This window comes from Streptomyces showdoensis (genome assembly GCF_039535475.1).
Lineage (GTDB): Bacteria > Actinomycetota > Actinomycetes > Streptomycetales > Streptomycetaceae > Streptomyces > Streptomyces showdoensis.
The window spans coordinates 2,513,724-2,532,500 of record NZ_BAAAXG010000026.1 but is presented as its reverse complement, the minus strand read 5'-3'; the positions used below and the strand labels follow the sequence as shown (position 1 = coordinate 2,532,500).

Genomic DNA, 18,777 nt, shown 5'->3' with positions numbered 1-18,777 from the left:
AGCACCGGGATGCCCAGGAACGCGCCGAAGACCAGGCAGGTCGCCGCGGCCTGGGCGTTGTTCGTCCAGACCTGGGCGGCGAAGGAGGCCGCCGGGTGGCTGGAGTAGTAGGTCTCGTACTGGCCGCCGGGGCGGGTCATCTCGCGCAGCTCGGCCGGGGCGCCGATCGCCGCCTGGACCTCGGGGTGGGTGCCGATCCACCAGCCGATCAGGGCCGCGACCAGCGTCGAGACGAGCGCAGTGGGCACCCACCAGTGGCGGGAGCGGTAGACCGCGGCGGGGAATCCGGCCGTCAGGAAGGTGACCGCGTCGCGCCAGGAGGCGCGGCGGGTGCCAGTGACCGTGGCGCGGGCGCGGGCCACGAGCTGGGTGAGCCGGGCCGTGAGCATCGGGTCCGGGGCGCTGGACTGGATGAGGGAGAGGTGGGTGGCCGTGCGCTGGTAGAGGGCGACGAGTTCGTCGGCCTCGGCACCGCCGAGGCGGCGGCCCCGGCGCAGGAGGTGATCGAGGCGGTCCCACTCGGCTCGGTGTGCGGTGACGAAGACGTCGAGGTCCATGATCGGCTGCTGCTCCAGGCACTGGGTGCGTACGGTCCGTACTACTGCGGCGCGCTGCGGATCAGCTTGGCAGACTGGCGTTCGGACGGGGTTCGGCAGGTCGACGAAGGGCGGGCGGCGTGAGCGGGGTCGTGACGGGGGATGCCGTCGTACTGGGATTGCAGCCGGCCCGGCTGCCGAGCCGGGCGCTGGCCCTGCTCATCGATCTCGTCGTGATCTGGGCCGCGTACCTGCTGATCAGCATCGGTCTCGCGCTGGCGACGGCGTCCTTGGACGAGGCCGCCGCGATGGCGATATCGATCGCGTCCTTCCTGCTGGTGCTCGTCGGGGCGCCGATCGCCGTGGAGACGCTGTCGCACGGGCGGTCGCTGGGGAAGCTGGCCTGCGGGCTGCGGGTGGTGCGGGACGACGGCGGGCCTATCCGGTTCCGGCACGCGCTGATGCGCGGGGCGATGGGGGTCGTGGAGATCCTGATGACCTTCGGGGTCGTCGCGTGCATCGCCTCGCTGGTGTCGGAGCGCGGGCGGCGGATCGGGGACGTCTTCGCGGGGACGCTGGTGGTGCGGGAGCGGGTCGCCTCCGCGCCGAACACGGCGGTGCCGCCGCCCCCGCCGTGGCTCGTCGGGCGGTTCACGGGGGTCGACCTGTCCGCCGTGCCGGACGGGCTCTGGCTGGAGATACGTCAGTACCTGACGCGCATGACGCAGCTGGACCCCGCGATCGGGCGGCGGCTCGCCGAGCGGCTGGCCGACGAGCTCGTGGCGCGGACCGGGACGCCTCCGCCGGCCGGGGTGCCGGCGGCCGCCTTCCTCGCCGGGGTCGTCGCCGAGCGGCAGGCGCGGGACGCGCGGCGGGCGTTCGGACCGACGTACGGGCCGACGTACGGGCCGGGGATGGGGATGGTGCCGGGGGCGTTCCCCGCGGCGTCCGCTCCGGCGGACGGTCCTGCTCCCGCGCCCGTCCCGCCTCCGCCTCTCTCGCCTCCGCCCGCCTCGCCGTCTCCGTCCTCGTCTTCCGCCCCCGCGCCGCGCACCACCGGGTTCGCGCCACCGGCCTGAGGTCAGAAGACCGACGGCGGGGTGTCCAGGTCCTCGAGCTCGATTCCGGGGGCCGAGAGGACCACGTCGCCGGCCAGGTGGACGGTGTGCCACTCCCCCGTGTCGAGGGTGCTGACCTGGTACTCGTCCACGGTCAGGAGGCCGTTGTCAGTGGCGTGCGCTTCACTCTTCGTCAGGGCCCAGGACTGGTCGACCGTCAGGGGGGCGAGCACGGGATCCGTGAAGGCGACGAGCCGGACGCGGGTCTCCGGGGAATCGGGGGTGAGGCGCAGCAACCGGGAGATCGCGACGAGGAACGCCGGGGAGGTGCCGGTGAAGGCGTGGGCGCGCACATTGCCTTCGGTGGCGTGGGTTCCGGTGGGGTCGGTACGGACCCAGGTGACGCCGTCGATGGCGGCGCCGCGCACCTGCCAGTCCGCGGAGTGGAGTTCGAGCCGGATCGGGCGGCCCAGTTCGTCGATGGCCAGGTCGACGGAGCCGGCGGGGTCGCCGGAGGGGGTGGTGGTCCGTGAGACGTAGCGCCAGCCGGAGGGGCCGGGCGCGCAGCTGAAGTGCTCTTCACCGAGGGGGGTGTGATCGTGCGGGTCATGGAGCGAATATCGGCCGCGGGGCATGGGTCCTCGGGGTGCTTCCTGGAGCTGTGGGCCGGGTGAGACGAGGCAGGCCCCCGACACGGGGGTGCGGGGGCCTGCCTGCTGGTCTACGGGTGTGCCGGGCGCCCGGGCGTCAACGCGTGGACGCCCGGGGCCGGGTGCATCAGTAGCGGTAGTGGTCCGGCTTGTACGGGCCCTCGACCTGGACGCCGATGTAGGCGGCCTGCTCCGGGCGGAGGGTCGTGAGCTTGACGCCCAGGGCGGCCAGGTGGAGGCGCGCGACCTTCTCGTCCAGGTGCTTCGGGAGCACGTAGACGTCGGTCGGGTACTCCTCCGGCTTGGTGAAGAGCTCGATCTGGGCCAGGGTCTGGTCCGCGAAGGAGTTCGACATCACGAAGGAGGGGTGGCCGGTCGCGTTGCCCAGGTTGAGCAGGCGGCCCTCCGACAGCACGATCAGGACCTTGCCGTCGGGGAAGGTCCAGGTGTGGACCTGCGGCTTGACCTCGTCCTTGACGATGCCGTCGATCTTGGCCAGGCCGGCCATGTCGATCTCGTTGTCGAAGTGGCCGATGTTCCCGACGATCGCCTGGTGCTTCATCTTGGCCATGTCGGTGGCCATGATGATGTCCTTGTTGCCGGTCGTGGTGATGAAGATGTCGGCGGTCTCGACGACGTCGTCCAGGGTCGCGACCTGGTAGCCGTCCATCGCCGCCTGGAGGGCGCAGATGGGGTCGATCTCGGTGACGATGACGCGGGCGCCCTGGCCGCGAAGGGACTCGGCGCAGCCCTTGCCGACGTCGCCGTAGCCGAAGACGACGGCGGTCTTGCCGCCGATGAGGACGTCGGTGGCGCGGTTGATGCCGTCGATCAGGGAGTGGCGGCAGCCGTACTTGTTGTCGAACTTCGACTTGGTGACGGCGTCGTTCACGTTGATCGCCGGGAAGAGCAGGGAGCCGGCCTGCTGCATCTCGTAGAGGCGGTGGACACCGGTGGTGGTCTCCTCCGTCACGCCGCGGATCTCGGAGGCGAGCTGGGTCCACTTCTGGGGGTTCTCGCCGAGGGTGCGGTTGAGCAGGGTCAGGATGTGCCCGTACTCCTCGCTGTCCGCGGTGGACGGGTCCGGGGCGGAGCCGGCCTTCTCGAACTCGACGCCCTTGTGGACGAGGAGGGTGGCGTCACCGCCGTCGTCCAGGATCATGTTCGGGCCGCCGGTGGGCGTGTTCGGCCAGGTGAGGGCCTGCTCGGTGCACCACCAGTACTCCTCCAGGGTCTCGCCCTTCCAGGCGAAGACCGGGACGCCCTGCGGGTTCTCCGGGGTGCCGTTCGGGCCGACGGCGATGGCCGCGGCGGCGTGGTCCTGGGTGGAGAAGATGTTGCAGGAGGCCCAGCGGACCTCGGCGCCGAGGGCGACCAGGGTCTCGATGAGGACGGCGGTCTGCACGGTCATGTGCAGCGAGCCGGTGATGCGGGCGCCGGCCAGCGGCTGCTGCTCGGCGTACTCGCGGCGGATCGACATCAGGCCGGGCATCTCGTGCTCGGCGAGGGTGATCTCCTTGCGGCCGAACGCGGCCAGGGAGAGGTCGGCGACCTTGAAGTCCTGCGTGGCGACAGTCGTCATGACTGGTGCTGCTCCTCGTGTGATCGGGTCGAGGGTTCGAGTGGGCACACCTGTGCACCGCGGCGGTACGGGCACACGGGCACAGGAATGCCCGGGGTGCTCCCGCGGTGCAGTCGTCGGAGGCCCTCTCTCCCTCGGCCGGTCCATGCACGGACCGCCCGACCGCCATCAGCAGCGACGTCTGGCTGATTACGAATCTACACCGATCGGCGCAGTGACCCACAGTCCGCCCCGGTCCCGGATTCGGCCGGATCGGGACTCGACAAAGGGTCCAGAGGCCCGCACATTCGGGGCCTTATGGACTTATGACGCCGTTATCCGGAGGGAGACGATGCTGGGGAATCCGGAGCGATGACATCCGGAGCGAGCGTGAGGAGAAGCGCGTGGAAGAGCTCGTGACCGGCCCGGCGGGCGGGCGGCCGAGGCGGAGGCTGCTCGCGGTGACCGCGTGCCCGACGGGGATCGCCCACACCTACATGGCGGCCGAGAAGCTGGCGCAGGCCGCGGAGGCGCTCGGTGTGGAGATCAAGGTGGAGACCCAGGGGTCGATCGGGGCCGAGAACGTCCTCTCCGACAACGATGTCAGGCAGGCGGACGGGATCATCATCGCCGCCGACAAGGACGTGGACCGGAGCCGCTTCGTCGGCAAGCGGGTGCTCGCGGTCGGGGTCGCCGAGGGCATCCGCCACCCCGAGCGGCTGATCGAGCAGGTGGCCGACGCGCCCGTCCAGGGAGCCGACGGAACCGGCGGGGGCGGCGGAGCGGCCGCCACGACGGACGGCGGCGGGGCGCGGGCGCGGGCGTGGGCGGCGGCGGCGGCAAAGAGCGGAGCCTCGCGTACAAGGCGCTGATGAACGGCGTCTCGTACATGATCCCGTTCGTCGTCGTGGGCGGGCTGCTGATCGCGATCTCGCTCGCCCTCGGCGGTCACGCGACCCCCGAGGGCCTGGTCATCCCGAAGGACTCCTTCTGGATGGACGTCAACAACATCGGGGTCATCGGCTTCAAGCTGATGGTGCCCGTCCTGTCCGGGTACATCGCGTATGCCATCGGGGACCGGCCCGCGCTGGTGCCCGGCATGATCGGCGGCTGGATCGCCAACGACGGCTCGCTGTACCACTCCGAGGCGGGCGCGGGCTTCATCGGCGCGATCGTGACCGGTTTCCTCGCCGGCTACCTGGTGCTCGGCATCAAGAAGGTCCGGGTGCCGAGGCTGGTCCAGCCGATCATGCCGATCATCGTGATCCCGATCGTCGCCACGACGGCGCTCGGGCTCTTCTTCATCTACGTGATCGGGCAGCCCATCTCCTGGGTCTTCGAGCACCTGACGAGCTGGCTCGGCGGGATGACCGGCACCAGCGCGATCCTGCTGGGGGCGATCCTCGGCCTGATGATCGCGTTCGACATGGGCGGTCCGGTCAACAAGACCGCGTTCCTCTTCGGCGCCGGGCTCATCGCGACCGGCAACCAGACCGTCATGGGCATGTGCGCCGCCGCCATCCCCGTGATGCCGCTCGGCCAGGGCCTCGCCACGCTGATCCGCCGCAAGCTCTACACCGACCAGGAGCGGGAGACCGGCATGGCCTCGCTCTTCATGGGGCTCTTCGGGATCTCGGAGGGCGCCATCCCGTTCGCCGCCGCGCGGCCCGCGCAGGTGATCCCCGCGAACATGCTGGGCGGTGCCGTCGCCGGTGCGCTGGCCGGTCTCGCCGGGGTGACGGACGCCGTGCCGCACGGCGGTCCGATCGTCGCCGTGCTGGGCGCGGTCGGCGGGGTGCCGATGTTCTTCCTCGCGGTCGCGGCCGGCACGGCGGTCACCGCGCTCACCACCAACGCGCTCATCGACATCCGGGAGCGGCGGAACCAGGGCGCGGCGGCCCTCGTGCCCGCCGGTGCGCCCGTACCCGTATCCGCGCCCGTGGGCGTGGGCGTGGGTGCCGGCGTGGGCGTCCCCGCGACCGGACCGGAGCCCGCGCTCGTCGGAGCACGGACCGCGGCCGGGGCCGGGGCGGGTGCCGGGGCCGGGTCGGAGGCGCCGGGTGACGGCGGCGAGGTGCTGTCGGGGTACCTGACCGGGCGGACCGTGAAGGTGTGGCTCGGCGCCGACCACAAGGACGCGGCGATCCGCGAGATGGCCGGGCTGCTCTCCGGCACCGGCAAGGTCACCGACCCCGAGGCGCTCGTCCGGGCCGCGTTCGCGCGGGAGGACCAGGGCACCACCGGGCTCGGCGAGCAGATCGCCATCCCGCACGCCAAGACGGACGCCGTCACCGCGCCGGTCGTCGGCTTCGCCCGGTCGCCGGAGGGCGTGGAGTGGGGCTCGCTCGACGGGACGAGGGCGCGGCTGATCTTCATGATCGCGGTGCCGGAGGCCGCCGCCGGGGACGAGCACCTGCGGATCCTGGCGCTGCTCTCCCGGAAGCTGATGGACGCGCACTTCCGCGAGCGGCTGCTCGAAGCGGCCGACGAGGCGGAGATCCTGCGGCTGCTGGGCGAGATCCGCTAGCGGGGAAGGACGAGGGAGGCCCCGGACCCGTGGTCGGGTCCGGGGCCTCCCTCGTCACGTACGTCAGGCGTCCGCGTGCGTCAGGCGGTGGTGGGCGCCGTGCCGGCCGCCTTCTCCGTGTAGATGTCCGGCTCCAGGTAGATGACCCGGGCGATCGGGACGGCGGCGCGGATGCGCTCCTCGGCCGCGTTGATCGCGGTGGCGACCTCGGTGGCGCTGTCGCCGCCCTGGACGCCGATCTTGGCCGCGACGAGCAGCTCCTCGGGACCGAGGTGGAGCGTGCGCATGTGGATGAGACGGGTGACGGTGTCGCCGTCGACGATCGCGGCCTCGATCTTCTGCACGTCCTCGATGCCCGCGGCCTCGCCCAGCAGCAGCGACTTGGTCTCGGCGGCCAGGACGATCGCGATGAGGACGAGCAGCACGCCGATGCACACGGTGCCGATGCCGTCCCAGATGCCGTTTCCGGTCAGCAGGGCCAGGCCGACGCCGCCGAGGGCGAGGACGAGACCGACCAGGGCGCCGAGGTCCTCCAGGAGGACGACCGGCAGCTCGGGGGCCTTCGCCCGGCGGACGAAGTCCTTCCAGGACAGGTTGCCGCGGAGCTGGTTCGACTCCTTGATCGCGGTCCGGAAGGAGAAGGACTCCGCGATGATCGCGAAGACCAGGACGCCGACCGGCCAGTACCAGGCCTCGATCGCGTGCGGGTGCTTGATCTTCTCGTAGCCCTCGTAGATGGCGAACATGCCGCCGACGGAGAAGAGCACGATGGAGACGAGGAAGGCGTAGATGTACCGCTCGCGGCCGTAGCCGAAGGGGTGCTGCGGGGTGGCCTCCCGCTGGGCGCGCTTGCCGCCGAGGAGGAGCAGCCCCTGGTTGCCGGAGTCGGCCAGCGAGTGGACGGCTTCGGCGAGCATCGAGGACGAACCGCTGAAGAGGAACGCCACGAACTTGGCTACGGCGATCGCGAGGTTGGCGGCGAGCGCCGCCACGATCGCCTTGGTTCCGCCTGACGCGCTCATGGGTCTACGTGTTCCCTTCGTCGGTGCTACGGCCTGCGGCCCTGCTGCCCTACTGCCGTCGTTCGGCCGGTCATTGTCGCATCAGGCCACGACGGTGGCACGGAAGACCGTTCCCGTACCGGACAGTTCGGTCGTTTCGCCTGCCGGTACGAAGACGGAGTCGCCCGGCGCGAGGGGCGTGCCGTCCACGACGGGGCGGCCCGCGGAGGCGAGCAGGATCTGCGGCGTGGGCGCGGTGAGGCCGGTGGGGGCGGCGCCTTCGGCCCGTACGAAGCGGGAGAGCCGGAACTCGTCGATCGGGGTGTCGTAGACCTCCTCGCCCTCCGGGGAGGCCTCCGGGCGCAGGATGCCGGGTTCCATCGGCTCGAAGCGGACCACCCGAAGGAGTTCGGGGACGTCGACGTGCTTGGGGGTGAGGCCGCAGCGCAGCACGTTGTCGGAGTTGGCCATGATCTCGACGCCGAGGCCGTCGAGGTAGGCGTGCGGCACGCCGGCGCCGAGGAACAGGGCCTCGCCGGGCTGGAGGGTGACCGGGTTGAGCAGCATCGCCGCGAGGACGCCGGGGTCGTTCGGGTAGTGGTGGGCGATCACGGCGTACGGGGCGTGGGCGCCGCCGAGGCGTCCCGCGGCGGCCGCCGCCTCCGCGACCGTGTGCGCCATCTCCTCGCGGTCGGCGGTGAGGAGCGCCGTCAGGACCTCGCGCAGGGCGGCCTCCTCGGGGTGGGCGTGGAGGAGGTCGACGTACGGCTTGAGCGAGTCCACGCCGAGCGCGGCCATCGTGTCGGCGGCCTCGACGGGGTTCCGGAAGCCGCACAGGCCGTGGAACGGCGTGAGCGCGCAGATGAGTTCGGGCTTGTGGTTGGCGTCCTTGTAGTTGCGGTGCGGCGCGTCGAGGGGGATGCCCGCGGCCTCCTCGGCGGCGAAGCCCGCGCGCGCCTGGTCGAGGTCGGGGTGGACCTGGAGGGAGAGCGGGGCGCCGGCGGCGAGGATCTTGAACAGGAAGGGGAGGTCCGGGCCGAACCTCTCGACGGCCGCCGGACCCAGTTCCCGTACGGGGTCGGCGGCGATGACCTCGTTGAGGGGACCGCGGCCGGTGCGGGACGGGGCGCCGGGGTGGGCGCCCATCCACATCTCGGCCTGTGGCTCGCCGGTGGGGGCGAGGCCGAGCAGTTCCGGGATGGCCGTCGTGGATCCCCAGGCGTAGGGGCGGACGGTGTTGGCGAGGCGGTCCATGGGGCTTCCAGCTCTTTTCAGTGCGGTGGGTGCGTGGATGGACGTGGGGGCCGTGGGGGCGTCAGGGAGCCGCGGGCCGGCTCGGTGAGGAGCCGGGGCCGCGGGGCGTGACGTGGGGGCGTGGGAGCCGTGGGGGCTGCGAGTGCTGTGGAGGCTGGGCAAGCCGTGGGGGCTGGGCAAGCCGTGGGGGCTGTGGGGGCTGCGCAAGCCGTGGGGGCTGTGGGGCCGGTGGGATCTGTGGGGGCTGTGGGGGCTGTGGGGCCGGTGGGGCCGGTGGGATCTGTGGGAGCCGTCGGGGAGTCATGGGGCGGTGGCGCTCAGCGCGGAGACAGGCCCGCGGAGGCGAGGGAGAGGTAGACGGCGGCGAAGTCGGTCACCGCGAGGAGCTCGGCGAGCGCCTCCAGCGCGGTGCCCTCCTCCGGTTCCAGCTCGCTGATGGCCGTGCCGTGGCCGAGGGCGAGCTCGCGGGCCGCGGGGGCGGCGCTGAGGGCGCCGGTCTCGGGGTCCACGGGGCTCTCGGGACCGATGGGCCCGGTGGGCCCGCCGGGGCCCCCCGACCCACCGGGGCCGCCGGAGCCACCCGACCCACCGGGGCCGGTCGGGCCCGTGCCGTCCGGGTCGCCGACCGCCTCGTTCGCGCGGCCCCGGTTCGTCGCCCGGTCGCGGAGCAGGACCACCCGGGCGCGCAGGGCCTGCGGCTCGTCCACGCGGTCCCGGAAGAAGTCGTCGGGGTCGGCGCCCGCGGCGTAGTCGCCGGCCAGCAGCACGCCGTGGGCCGGCATGGCCTCCGGGAGCTCGGCGGCGAGCGCCGGCAGGCCGGCCAGCTCGGCGAGGACGGCGGCGAACCGGCGGCCGGCCGGGCCCGCGGACTCGCCCTCGGTCCAGATCAGCGGGAGCGAGTCGGCGAGTTCGGCGGCCAGGGTCTTGGCCGGGTTGCCGTACGTCGCGATGGCCGGGCCGCAGCGCTCCGCCGTGCGGTCCAGGCGGTCGGCGACCTGTTCCAGGGCCTCGGGCGGGGCGTCGACGAGGCCGACGCGGTCCAGCAGCGCGAGGAGCGGCGTGAACAGGGCCCACAGGGCGCCCGGGCTCGCGGCGAGCGTCTCGCCGTACTCCGGGACCGTCTCGTGCGGGGCCATCGCCATCGGGACGAGCAGGCCGTGGGAGCGGCCGACGGCCTCGGCGAGCGGGGAGGACTTCGGGGCGACGGCGACGACGGTGATGCCGCGGCGGTACGCCTGCTCGGCGAGGAGCGCGAGGCCCGGTTCGGAGCCGTCCGCCGTCGGGATCAGCAACAGGTCCACCGAGCCGGCCCAGCCGGGCAGGGACCAGCGCAGGGCGCCGGCCGCGGGGGCGACGCCGGTGGGTGCGAGCCGGATGACCGGGGCCGCGGCGCCGGCCAGGGCGCCGACCAGGTCGGCGACGCCCGCGGCGGCGGTGCCGGGGCCCGCGACGAGGACGGCGCGGGGGCGGCCCTCGGGGCGGAGGTCCGCGATGCCGGCCTCGGCGGCGTGCCGGGCGGCGGTCCGTACCCGGGCGCCCGCCTCGGCCGCGCCGCGGAGCAGACCGCGGCGGTCGGCGAGGGCGAGGGCTTCCGGTGCGTCGAGGAGTGTCTCGTCGAGCATGGGGCGGGCCTCCGGTCGTCGGAGCGGGACCGGCCGTCCGGCCGGCGTGGTCTTCCCTCGGGGTCTCCCCCTGGGGGCCACCCCCGGGGGACCCCCCTGGCGCGGGCTACGCGGGGCGGCGCGCCTCGTCGACCAGCAGGACCGGGATGCCGTCGCGGACCGGGTACGCGAGACCGCAGTCGGCTGCGGTGCAGACGAGCTCCGGGGTCTCCTCGGCCGTCCGGTCGTCGAGCGGGGCGTGACAGGCCGGGCAGGCCAGGATCTCCAGGAGGCCGGCTTCGAGCGGCATGTGGGGTCCCTTCGGACGGTGCGGGGCGTACGGGGTGTACGGACGGTCTCGGGCCAGGTCAGCCTACCGCCGGGGCGTGGGGTGTGCCGCCGCCACGGTGGGGGCCGCGGGTGGAGCGGAGGTGGCGCTGCGGGGGCCGTCGGGGGAACGGCGGGAGGCGGGCGGCCGCGGGTGGGGGTGGGGCGGTTCGCCGCCCCGCCCCCGGCCTTCCTACGCCCGTACCAGCGACAGGACCTCGTCGCGGAGCTTCTGCATCGTGGTCTCGTCGCGGGCCTCGATGTTGAGGCGGAGGAGCGGCTCGGTGTTGGAGGCCCGGAGGTTGAACCACCAGTCGGCGGCCGTGATGGTCAGGCCGTCGAGTTCGTCGAGGGTGACGCCGTCCCGGTTCTCGTACGCGGCGCGGACCGCGGCGAGGCGGCCGGCCTGGTCGGCGACCGTGGAGTTGATCTCGCCGGAGGCGGCGTAGCGGTCGTAGGCGGCGACCAGGGAGGACAGCGGGCCGTCCTGGCCGCCGAGGGCGGCGAGGACGTGGAGGGCGGCGAGCATGCCCGTGTCCGCGTTCCAGAAGTCCTTGAAGTAGTAGTGCGCGGAGTGCTCGCCGCCGAAGACGGCGCCGGTCTTCGCCATCTCCTCCTTGATGAAGGAGTGGCCCACGCGGGTGCGGACGGGCGTGCCGCCGTTCTCGCGGACGACCTCCGGGACGGACCAGGAGGTGATCAGGTTGTGGATGACCGTGCCGCCGGGGTTCTTCGCCAGTTCGCGCGCGGCGACGAGGGCGGTGATCGCCGAAGGGGAGACCGGGTCGCCGTTCTCGTCGACGACGAAGCAGCGGTCGGCGTCGCCGTCGAAGGCGAGGCCGAGGTCGGCGCCCTCGGCGCGGACGCGCGCCTGGAGGTCGACGATGTTCTTCGGGTCGAGCGGGTTGGCCTCGTGGTTCGGGAAGGTGCCGTCGAGCTCGAAGTACATCGGGACGACGTCCAGCGGCAGGCCGTCGAAGACGGTGGGCACGGTGTGGCCGCCCATGCCGTTGCCCGCGTCCACCACGACCTTCAGGGGGCGGATGGCGGACAGGTCGACGAGCGAGAGGAGGTGGGCCGCGTAGTCCTTGAGGGTCTCGCGCTCGGTGACCGTGCCCTCGGTGGCCGCCGGCGCCGGGGCGCCCTCGTCCGACCAGCGCTCGACCAGCTCGCGGATCTCGCCGAGGCCGGTGTCCTGGCCGACCGGGGCGGCGCCCGCGCGGCACAGCTTGATGCCGTTGTACCGGGCCGGGTTGTGCGAGGCGGTGAACATCGCGCCCGGCAGGTCCAGCGCGCCGGAGGCGTAGTACAGCTGGTCCGTGGAGCAGAGGCCGATCAGCGTCACGTCCGCGCCCTGGCGGGCCGCGCCGCGGGCGAACGCGGCGGAGAGGCCCGGCGAGGAGGGGCGCATGTCGTGGCCGATGACGATCGCGCCGGCGTCCGTCACCTTCACGAAGGCCGCTCCGAAGAGCTCGGCGAGCGCCTCGTCCCACTGATCCGGCACCACCCCGCGGACGTCGTACGCCTTCACGATCTGCGACAGGTCAGCAGCCACGGATCAACCCTCCTGAAGTCTCGGCAGCCACGTACGCGCGGAATGCGGCGCGCGTACGGAGCGCCCAAACTACCCGGGAAGGGACCTTGATCAGTTTTCGGGGGAGCGCAGCACGCGGAGGTGACCCCTGCGGCCGACCTCCATCGGGTCGCCGCCGCGTCCGCCGCCCTTGCCGCCGGCCTCGGCCGCGCGCTCCTGGGGGCGGGCCGCCTCGCGCACCGCGTTGGCGAGGGCTTCGAGGTCGTCGCCGCTGGGGCGGGCGGGGGCGGAGCCGTCGGTGAGCCGCACGACCTCCCAGCCGCGCGGGGCGGTGAGGCGCTCGCTGTGCTCGGCGCACAGGTCGTAGCAGTGGGGCTCGGCGTAGGTGGCGAGCGGGCCGAGGACCGCAGTCGAGTCGGCATAGACGTACGTCAGTGTCGCGACGGCAGGGCGGCCGCACGCGGTGCGCGAACAGCGACGTACAGGGCTCACGACGTTGGACGGTACCGCACTCTTGAGCGGGCCGCGACGACTCTCCCCCAGGTCACTCCACCGTGTCGCGGTGTGACGTCCGCCACGGGACCGCCACGGACACCCGTTCCGACCTGCGGAAGGGGCGGGGTAGGGGGCCGGCGGCGGCGCGCGATCCGGACATCGGGGGGTGCCGATTCGGTCGGCCACGGCCAGATGGCCGATCCCGGGAGCCCCGGAAAACGGGCCCGTGCGGGGCCGGAACGCTCAACTGTGGACAGGGGAGGCGGTCCGGCCGGTGCCGCGGTCCGGCCGAGGAAAGGTCCCGGAACACCGGAGAGAGTTACGCTGCGTCAGTGACCCACTCCGCCGACCATGCTGCCAACGCCAACGCCGACGACACCGGGGGCGGGGGCCGTCCCGTACCCCGGGTGCGGCGCCGTGACCGGCACGGCCGGGGCATGCGGGGGCCGGTCGCCCCGCCACAGGTGCCGCTGTCCGCGAGCCGGGCGGACACCTTCCGCGATCTGGTGCTGGACTCCGTGGAGCGCCTGGAGCGGCGCTGGCCGCAGCTGGCGGACGTGGAGTTCCTGGTCATGGAGGTCCCGCCGGCGGTCTCGGGCGAGTCCGTCGTCCCGCTGGGCGGGTCGACCCCGGCGGAGAAGAGCGAGCCCGCCCGGGTCGTGGTCTACCGCCGCCCGGTGGAGATCCGTTCCAAGAGCCGCGACGAGCGGGCCCTGCTGGTCCACGAGGTGGTCGTGGAGCAGGTGGCCGACCTCCTCGGCCTCTCCCCCGAGTCCGTCGACCCGCGGTACGGGCAGGACGAGCAGGACTGACGGGCCCCGGGCCCGCCCCCGCAACCACCCTTGCGGGGGCCTCCGCCACCCGTACGGGTAAGCCGGCTCAGTCGTCCAGCACCGACAGGTTCTGCCGGGCCGCCGGGACCTCGACGCTGCTGCGGTCGTCGTTGAAGGTCTGGACGGTGAACATCGGGATGCCGTCGCGCGGCAGTTCCAGCATGCGCGAGGCGTGGACCGGGCCGCCCGAGACGTGCTCGACGGTGAGCGCGTAGCCGCCCTTGAGGCCCTCGGGGACGGGCGCGGGCAGGGTGGTGGTCGTGCCGGCCTTGAGCGTGAGCTTCTTGGTGACCGGGGTGCCGCCCTGGGAGCCCGCCGAGGCGGTGATCAGGACCTCGGCGGCGGCTCCGGGGGCGGTCAGGGAGAGCGTGGAGCCCTTGGCGCGGTTGTCGGCGACGGTCGCGCGGCCCTCGATCGGCGCGGCCGCCGGGATGAAGGCGACCTCCTGCGCCTCGCCCTTGCCGCGGACGACCTGGAGCGCGGCCACGACGGGGGTGGCCTTCTTCGGGTCGCTCGGGCTCAGCCGCAGCGAGCCGGGCTCGCCGCGCATGAGGTCCTTCATGTCGACGGCGGCGGTCATGCCCGACTTCACGTGCAGGGAGGCGGCGCTGGCCGGGACGATCGCGCCGGTCGGGGTGACGAGCTGGATCTTCAGGTCGGCGTCGTCGTCACCGGGCGCGTACGCCACGAGCCGCACCGAGGTCGCGTCGGCCGGGATGCCGGGCAGCACGGCGGTGGCGGAGGGGTCGGCGGAGGCGGGCAGCCAGTCGCTGCCCAGCTTGTCGTCGGCCGAGCCGATGACCGCGCCGACGCGTCCGCTGCGGGTGGTCACGTGGACCGTGACGTCCTGCTGGGCCGGATCGCCGGTGAGGGTGGGCAGCAGCACCGGGACGCTGGAGTGCGCCGGGACCGGGATGCCCTCGGTGATCTGGGACTTGAGGAGGCCGTTCGGGCCGTACAGCTCGATGTCGGCGACGGCGGCGCTGTCGTCCGGGTTGGTGAGGTGCACGTAGTCCTGGCGCTGCTTCGCGGTGGAGGCGGCCGGGAACCAGAAGTCGGTGTCGGGGGCGGTGCAGGCGGTGCCGAGCAGGCCGCGGGCCCCGCCGGCGGGGGTGACCGTGGTCTGCTGGACGGTCCAGCCGGGGGCGAGGGTGCCGTTCGCCGTGCCGGTCAGAGCGGGGGCGGTGGCGCCGTCGGCCTCGGCGGTGACGGGGGCGCCGGGCTTGGTGACGGTCGCCGGGCCCTTGGGCGCCTTGGGGTTCTTGGCCGGGGCGGCGCCGGGGGTGGTGCCCGCGGCGGCGGGCTTCAGCTCGGCCCGCACCGCCTTGCCGCCGGTCCCGCCGGTCTCGGTGGTCCTGCCCTTGCCCGCCGCGAGCGGGGTGTACGAGGTGTACGTGGTCTCGGCGACCTCCGACCGGCTGGGCACCGGGCAGAGCAGGCTGGTGCGCTCCACGGGCAGCCGGGTGGTCGCCTGGGGTGCCGGGGCCGCGCCGCCGTCGGGGGCGGTCAGGGAGGCGACGCCGGTGACGGCGGCGAGGGCGGTGGCGACCGCGATCAGGGAGAGGGTGGTGCGCTTCACTGGTTGCTGCTCCCGTCGGGACGCTGCTGCTGCTCGGGGTCCTGGCCCTGCCGGGCCGGGTCGTATCCGTAGCCGTAGGGGTCGTACGCCTGCTCCCCGTACGGGTCCGTGTACGGGTCCCCGTAGGACTGCTGCTGCGGGTACTGCTGGGGGTCGTACTGCTGCGGGTACTGCTGTGCGTAGGGGTCGTAGCCCTGCTCCCCGTACTGCTCGCCGTACTGCTGCTGCGGGTACGCGTACTGCTGCTCCTGGCCCTGGGTCCCGTCCTGCGGCTGGTAGTAGCCCTGGTCGTCGGCGTACTGGACCTGGGGCTGCTCGTAGGCCTGCGGCTGCTGCGTCCCGTACGCCTGCTGGTCGTACGTCTGCTGGGCGGGCACCGGGGCGGGGGCCGCCTCGGGGGCGGGCTCCGGGGCGCCGGGGGCGTCGGTCCCGGCGGCCGCGGCCTCAGCCTCCGCCTCGGCCTCCGCGGCGGCGCGCAGGCGGCGGGCGCGGCGGCCGTCGCCCTCGGCCGCCTGGGCGGGGATGGCGAGCTCCTCCTCGGGCAGGTCGTCGTCGATGTCGCGGCGACGGCCGGGGAGGGCCAGCACGAGCAGGACGACGGCGAGGCCGACCTGGGTCCAGATCCACACGGTGTGGGTGAGCGGCTGCTCGAAGGTGAGATCGAGGCGGCCGCCTTCGGCGGGGAGCTCGAAGCCCTGGGCCCAGCCGTCGACGGTGGTCGGGGTGAGCCGCTTGCCGTCGAGGGTGGCGGTCCAGCCCTCGTCGGCGTGGTCGGCGACGCGCAGCACGCGGCCCGCGGGGCCGGCCGGGAGGTCGGTGTGGGCCTCGACCGGGCCGGCGGCGACGGTCACCGGCTTGGCGGCCTCGGCGCTCTGCCCGGTGGGCGCGGCCCCCTTGGCGGCGCCGGGGACGATGGTGATCCGGGCGACCTCGCGGTCGACCCGCCACAGGGCGCTGCCGTCGAGCTGGCTGAGCCGGGACAGGCCCGGGGTGGCGTCGAGGACGCGGCTCATGGAGCGCGGTGCCCCGTCCCGTACGAGGACGTAGCGGATCGCGAAGCCGCTGAGTTCCTGGGTCTGGTCGGCGCCGGAGCCGGCCACGAGGTGGGCGACGACGTCGTCGAGGCGCGGGTCGCCGCCGCCGGCCGCGGCGAGTTCGGCGTCGCCGAGGCGGGCGCCGGAGCCGCGGACCAGGGTGTAGTCGACCCGGCCGGGCGCGCTGCCGCCGAGGACGAGGGTGCGGGCCTGGTCGCGGGTGCCGCTCTCCTCGGCGACGAAGGCGGGCACCTGGACCGGGTCGCGGCGGGTCAGCGGGCCGTCGGCGCCGCCGATCATCCAGCCGGCCGCGGCGACGAGCGGGCCGAGGGCGCAGGCGAGCGCGACGAGCGCGGCGACGGGCTGGCGCCAGCCGAAGCCGTGGGCGGCGACGCGGGTGCGGCCGCCTTCGGCGCCGATCATGCCGGCGGCGAGCAGGGCCGCGCCGTAGACGAGGGTGGCGGGGCCGGCCCAGCGGGTGCCGTCGGTGCCGTTGGTGAGGACGGCGAAGAGGATTCCGGCGAGGGCGGCGGCCCAGGCGGCGCGCACGGCGAAGGCGCGCTCCTCGCGGAGCAGGGCGCCGAGGGCGGCGAGCACGAGGCCGAGGAGGACGATGCCGCCGGTGGTGCCGGGGCCGCCGGGGCTGGTGCCGAGCAGGTCGAGGGCGGAGGCCGCGCTCGTGGGGGTGGCCAGGCCGGCCTCGCGCAGCAGGGCGGCGGGGTCGGTCAGCAGGGAGAGCGACCAGGGGGCCAGGACGAGGACCGGGGTGCCGACGGCGGCGAGGAAGCGCAGCGCGTAGGCGGTGATGTCGTCGCGGCGGAACACCAGCACGCCGAGGCCGAGGAGGACGGCGAGCGGCCACACCACCGGCGTGAACGCCATGGTGAAGGTCAGCAGGAAGGTGTACGCCCAGGTGGCGCGCCAGCTGCCGCGCTCGCTGCGGCCGAAGCCGTGGGCGGCGACGGCCGCGCGGCCGATCAGCGGCAGCAGGATCGCGAGGACGGCGGTGCCGAGCCGGCCGGTGGCGAGGGCGCCGGTGGCGGCGGGCAGGAAGGCGTAGGCGACGGCGCCCCAGGCGCGGAGCAGCCGGGACTCGACGATGCCGCGGGAGGCGAAGTAGGCGGTGAAGCCGGCCAGCGGGACCGAGCAGACGAGCAGCAGGGTCAGCGCGAAGGAGGTCGAGCCGAGGAAGAGCCCGGAGAGCGCGGCCAGGACGGCGAGGTAGGGCGGGGCGCTCTGGGTGCCGCCGCTGCCGAAGGCGTGCCAGCCGTCGGCGTAGCGCGACCAGAGTCCGGAGACGGTGTCGGGGGCGGGCAGCAGGGCGCCGCCGGCGAGGGAGCCGCCGCCGAAGAGGCCGCGGCAGGCGACGAGGGAGACGAGGAGGAGGACGGCGAAGAGGAGCGGTCCGGGCTTGCCGGCGACCTTCTTCAGCCGGGCGAACTGCTCGACCTCCATGAAGTCGGCGTCGTCGCCCCCGGGGCCCGACTCGACGGCGCCGTGCCGGGAGCCCGCGTCGGCGTCGTCGCCGCCGAAGTGGGAGGCGAGCTGTTCGGCGGCGGCGCGGACGGTGGCGCCGGGCGGCGGGAACAGCGGGCGCAGTTCGCTCGCGGGGACGGCCGGGTTCTTGCGCCGCTTGCGGGCCGCGAGGATCTTCTCGGGGCGCAGCAGGGTGGCGAGCAGGCCCATGATCTCGTCGACGGCCTGGCCGGGCGCCTTGCCGACGAGGTAGCCGAGGGTGCGCAGCACGGTGCCGACGACGAGGCGGACGAGGACGTACGGCAGGGCGGCGCCGCGGGTGTTGGCCAGCAGGGTGTAGACGGCGCCGGCCTTGTCGACGCGGTGCGGGTCGGCGGCGGTGCGGCCGGCGCAGTCGACGGTGCGGCGTTCGCGGGCGGAGGCCTCGGCGTGCCGCAGGACGGCGTCGGGGGCGACGAGGACGCGGTGCCCGGCGGAGTGGGCGCGCCAGCACAGGTCGACGTCGTCGCGCATGAGGGGCAGCCGCCGGTCGAAGCCGCCGAGCTCCTCGAAGACGTCGCGGCGGACGAGCATGCCGGCGCTGGAGACGGAGAGGACGGAGCGGACCTGGTCGTGCTGGCCCTGGTCCTGTTCGCGGCGGTCGAGGCCGGTCCAGCGGCGGCCGCTGCGGGCGATGGAGACGCCGGCCTCGAGGAGCTGCTTCCGGTCGTACCAGCCGCGCAGCTTGGGGCCGATGACGGCGGCGTACGCGTCGGAGTCGGCGACGCGCAGGAGTTCGGCGAGGGCGCCGGGTTCGGGCGCGCAGTCGTCGTGGAGCAGCCAGAGCCACTGGACGGGCTCGCCGTGCGGGAGTTCGGGCAGCTCGTAGTTCTCGTCCTGCCAGGTCCTGGTGACCGGGTCCCAGCCGCTGGGGCGCTTCAGGTACGCCAGTTCCTCGGGGCCGAGCACGGGTGCGGTGCGGACGGCCTCCTCGACGGCGGCGCCGAATCCGGTGCGGCGGGCGAGGTGGAGGACGCGGTCGGCGCCGATGGCGTCGGCCAGGAGCTGCGCGGAGTCGTCGGAGCTGCCGGTGTCGGCGGCGACGACGTTCTGTACGGGGCGCTCCTGGGCGAGCAGCCCGGCGAGGGCGTCCGGCAGCCAGCGGGCGCCGTCGTGGGCGACGAGCACGGCGGTGACGACGTGTCGCGGAAACTCAGGAGTTGAGGACATCGAGCTACGGGCCCTCCGGCCGGGGGTCGCCCGCGAGGGGCGTGGGTGCGGTGCGTCTCGGACGGAGGCCCACACTAACGGCTGGCACGACAACGGTCCGCC

13 protein-coding genes and 1 pseudogene (1 of these 14 cut by a window edge) are annotated in these 18,777 nt (G+C 74.2%); 3 read left to right on the top strand and 11 right to left on the bottom strand.

Annotated elements, in window-relative coordinates:
• A protein-coding gene (locus tag ABD981_RS24575) for a stage II sporulation protein M (RefSeq protein ID WP_046912379.1) crosses the window boundary here: on the bottom strand, positions 1–557 show its 5' portion. The gene continues 451 nt to the left of window position 1, outside the view; 557 of the gene's 1,008 nt are visible here — the first part of the coding sequence; its start codon is at positions 555–557; its stop codon lies off the left edge, out of view.
• 119 nt (positions 558–676) lie between these two features.
• On the opposite strand from ABD981_RS24575, the gene ABD981_RS24570 reads away from it, so the two are divergent.
• Positions 677–1,615 carry an RDD family protein gene (locus ABD981_RS24570; protein ID WP_205628334.1) on the top strand — a complete coding sequence of 313 codons (939 nt, stop codon included), beginning with the start codon at positions 677–679 and terminating at the stop codon, positions 1,613–1,615.
• A 2-nt stretch (positions 1,616–1,617) separates the two neighbouring features.
• Here ABD981_RS24570 and ABD981_RS24565 read toward each other — a convergent pair whose 3' ends face one another.
• Both ABD981_RS24565 and ahcY read right to left on the bottom strand, forming a co-directional pair.
• Complete coding sequence (locus ABD981_RS24565; protein ID WP_046912380.1) at positions 1,618–2,229, bottom strand: hypothetical protein; 612 nt, start codon at positions 2,227–2,229, stop codon at positions 1,618–1,620.
• 142 nt (positions 2,230–2,371) lie between these two features.
• On the bottom strand, positions 2,372–3,826 hold the full coding sequence (ahcY, locus tag ABD981_RS24560) for an adenosylhomocysteinase (RefSeq protein WP_046912381.1): 1,455 nt from the start codon (positions 3,824–3,826) through the stop codon (positions 2,372–2,374).
• Between the two features lie 395 nt (positions 3,827–4,221).
• On the opposite strand from ahcY, the pseudogene ABD981_RS24555 reads away from it, so the two are divergent.
• Positions 4,222–6,332, top strand: a pseudogene (locus tag ABD981_RS24555) (fructose-specific PTS transporter subunit EIIC).
• 80 nt (positions 6,333–6,412) lie between these two features.
• Here ABD981_RS24555 and ABD981_RS24550 read toward each other — a convergent pair.
• The 6 genes from ABD981_RS24550 to ABD981_RS24525 all read right to left on the bottom strand — a co-directional run bounded on the left by ABD981_RS24550 (position 6,413) and on the right by ABD981_RS24525 (position 12,592).
• Complete coding sequence (locus ABD981_RS24550) at positions 6,413–7,354, bottom strand: cation diffusion facilitator family transporter (protein WP_046912382.1); 942 nt, start codon at positions 7,352–7,354, stop codon at positions 6,413–6,415.
• An 81-nt stretch (positions 7,355–7,435) separates the two neighbouring features.
• A complete protein-coding gene (manA, locus tag ABD981_RS24545) occupies positions 7,436–8,587 on the bottom strand; it encodes a mannose-6-phosphate isomerase, class I (protein ID WP_046912383.1) in 1,152 nt (383 codons plus the stop codon).
• 317 nt (positions 8,588–8,904) lie between these two features.
• Positions 8,905–10,209, bottom strand: a complete 1,305-nt coding sequence (locus ABD981_RS24540; RefSeq protein ID WP_345530381.1) for an SIS domain-containing protein — start codon at positions 10,207–10,209, stop codon at positions 8,905–8,907.
• Positions 10,210–10,315: 106 nt separating this feature from the next.
• Positions 10,316–10,498, bottom strand: coding sequence for a Trm112 family protein (locus ABD981_RS24535; protein WP_046911867.1), 183 nt, complete (start codon positions 10,496–10,498; stop codon positions 10,316–10,318).
• 210 nt (positions 10,499–10,708) lie between these two features.
• Positions 10,709–12,070, bottom strand: a complete 1,362-nt coding sequence (locus ABD981_RS24530) for a phosphomannomutase/phosphoglucomutase (RefSeq protein WP_046911868.1) — start codon at positions 12,068–12,070, stop codon at positions 10,709–10,711.
• A 90-nt stretch (positions 12,071–12,160) separates the two neighbouring features.
• Positions 12,161–12,592 (bottom strand): DUF3499 domain-containing protein, encoded by a 432-nt coding sequence (locus tag ABD981_RS24525; RefSeq protein WP_123955190.1) that lies wholly within the window; start codon positions 12,590–12,592, stop codon positions 12,161–12,163.
• A gap of 359 nt (positions 12,593–12,951) precedes the next feature.
• Here ABD981_RS24525 and ABD981_RS24520 point away from each other — a divergent pair, with 359 nt between their 5' ends.
• A complete protein-coding gene (locus tag ABD981_RS24520; protein ID WP_046911886.1) occupies positions 12,952–13,356 on the top strand; it encodes a metallopeptidase family protein in 405 nt (134 codons plus the stop codon).
• Between the two features lie 67 nt (positions 13,357–13,423).
• Here the strand turns inward: ABD981_RS24520 and ABD981_RS24515 are convergent, their stop codons facing one another.
• Together ABD981_RS24515 and ABD981_RS24510 are read right to left on the bottom strand one after the other, a co-directional pair.
• A complete protein-coding gene (locus tag ABD981_RS24515; protein ID WP_046911870.1) occupies positions 13,424–14,956 on the bottom strand; it encodes a DUF5719 family protein in 1,533 nt (510 codons plus the stop codon).
• A complete protein-coding gene (locus tag ABD981_RS24510) occupies positions 14,953–18,675 on the bottom strand; it encodes a glycosyltransferase family 2 protein (RefSeq protein ID WP_046911871.1) in 3,723 nt (1,240 codons plus the stop codon). Before ABD981_RS24510 ends, ABD981_RS24515 begins: the two co-directional genes overlap by 4 nt.
• Positions 18,676–18,777 lie beyond the last annotated feature (102 nt).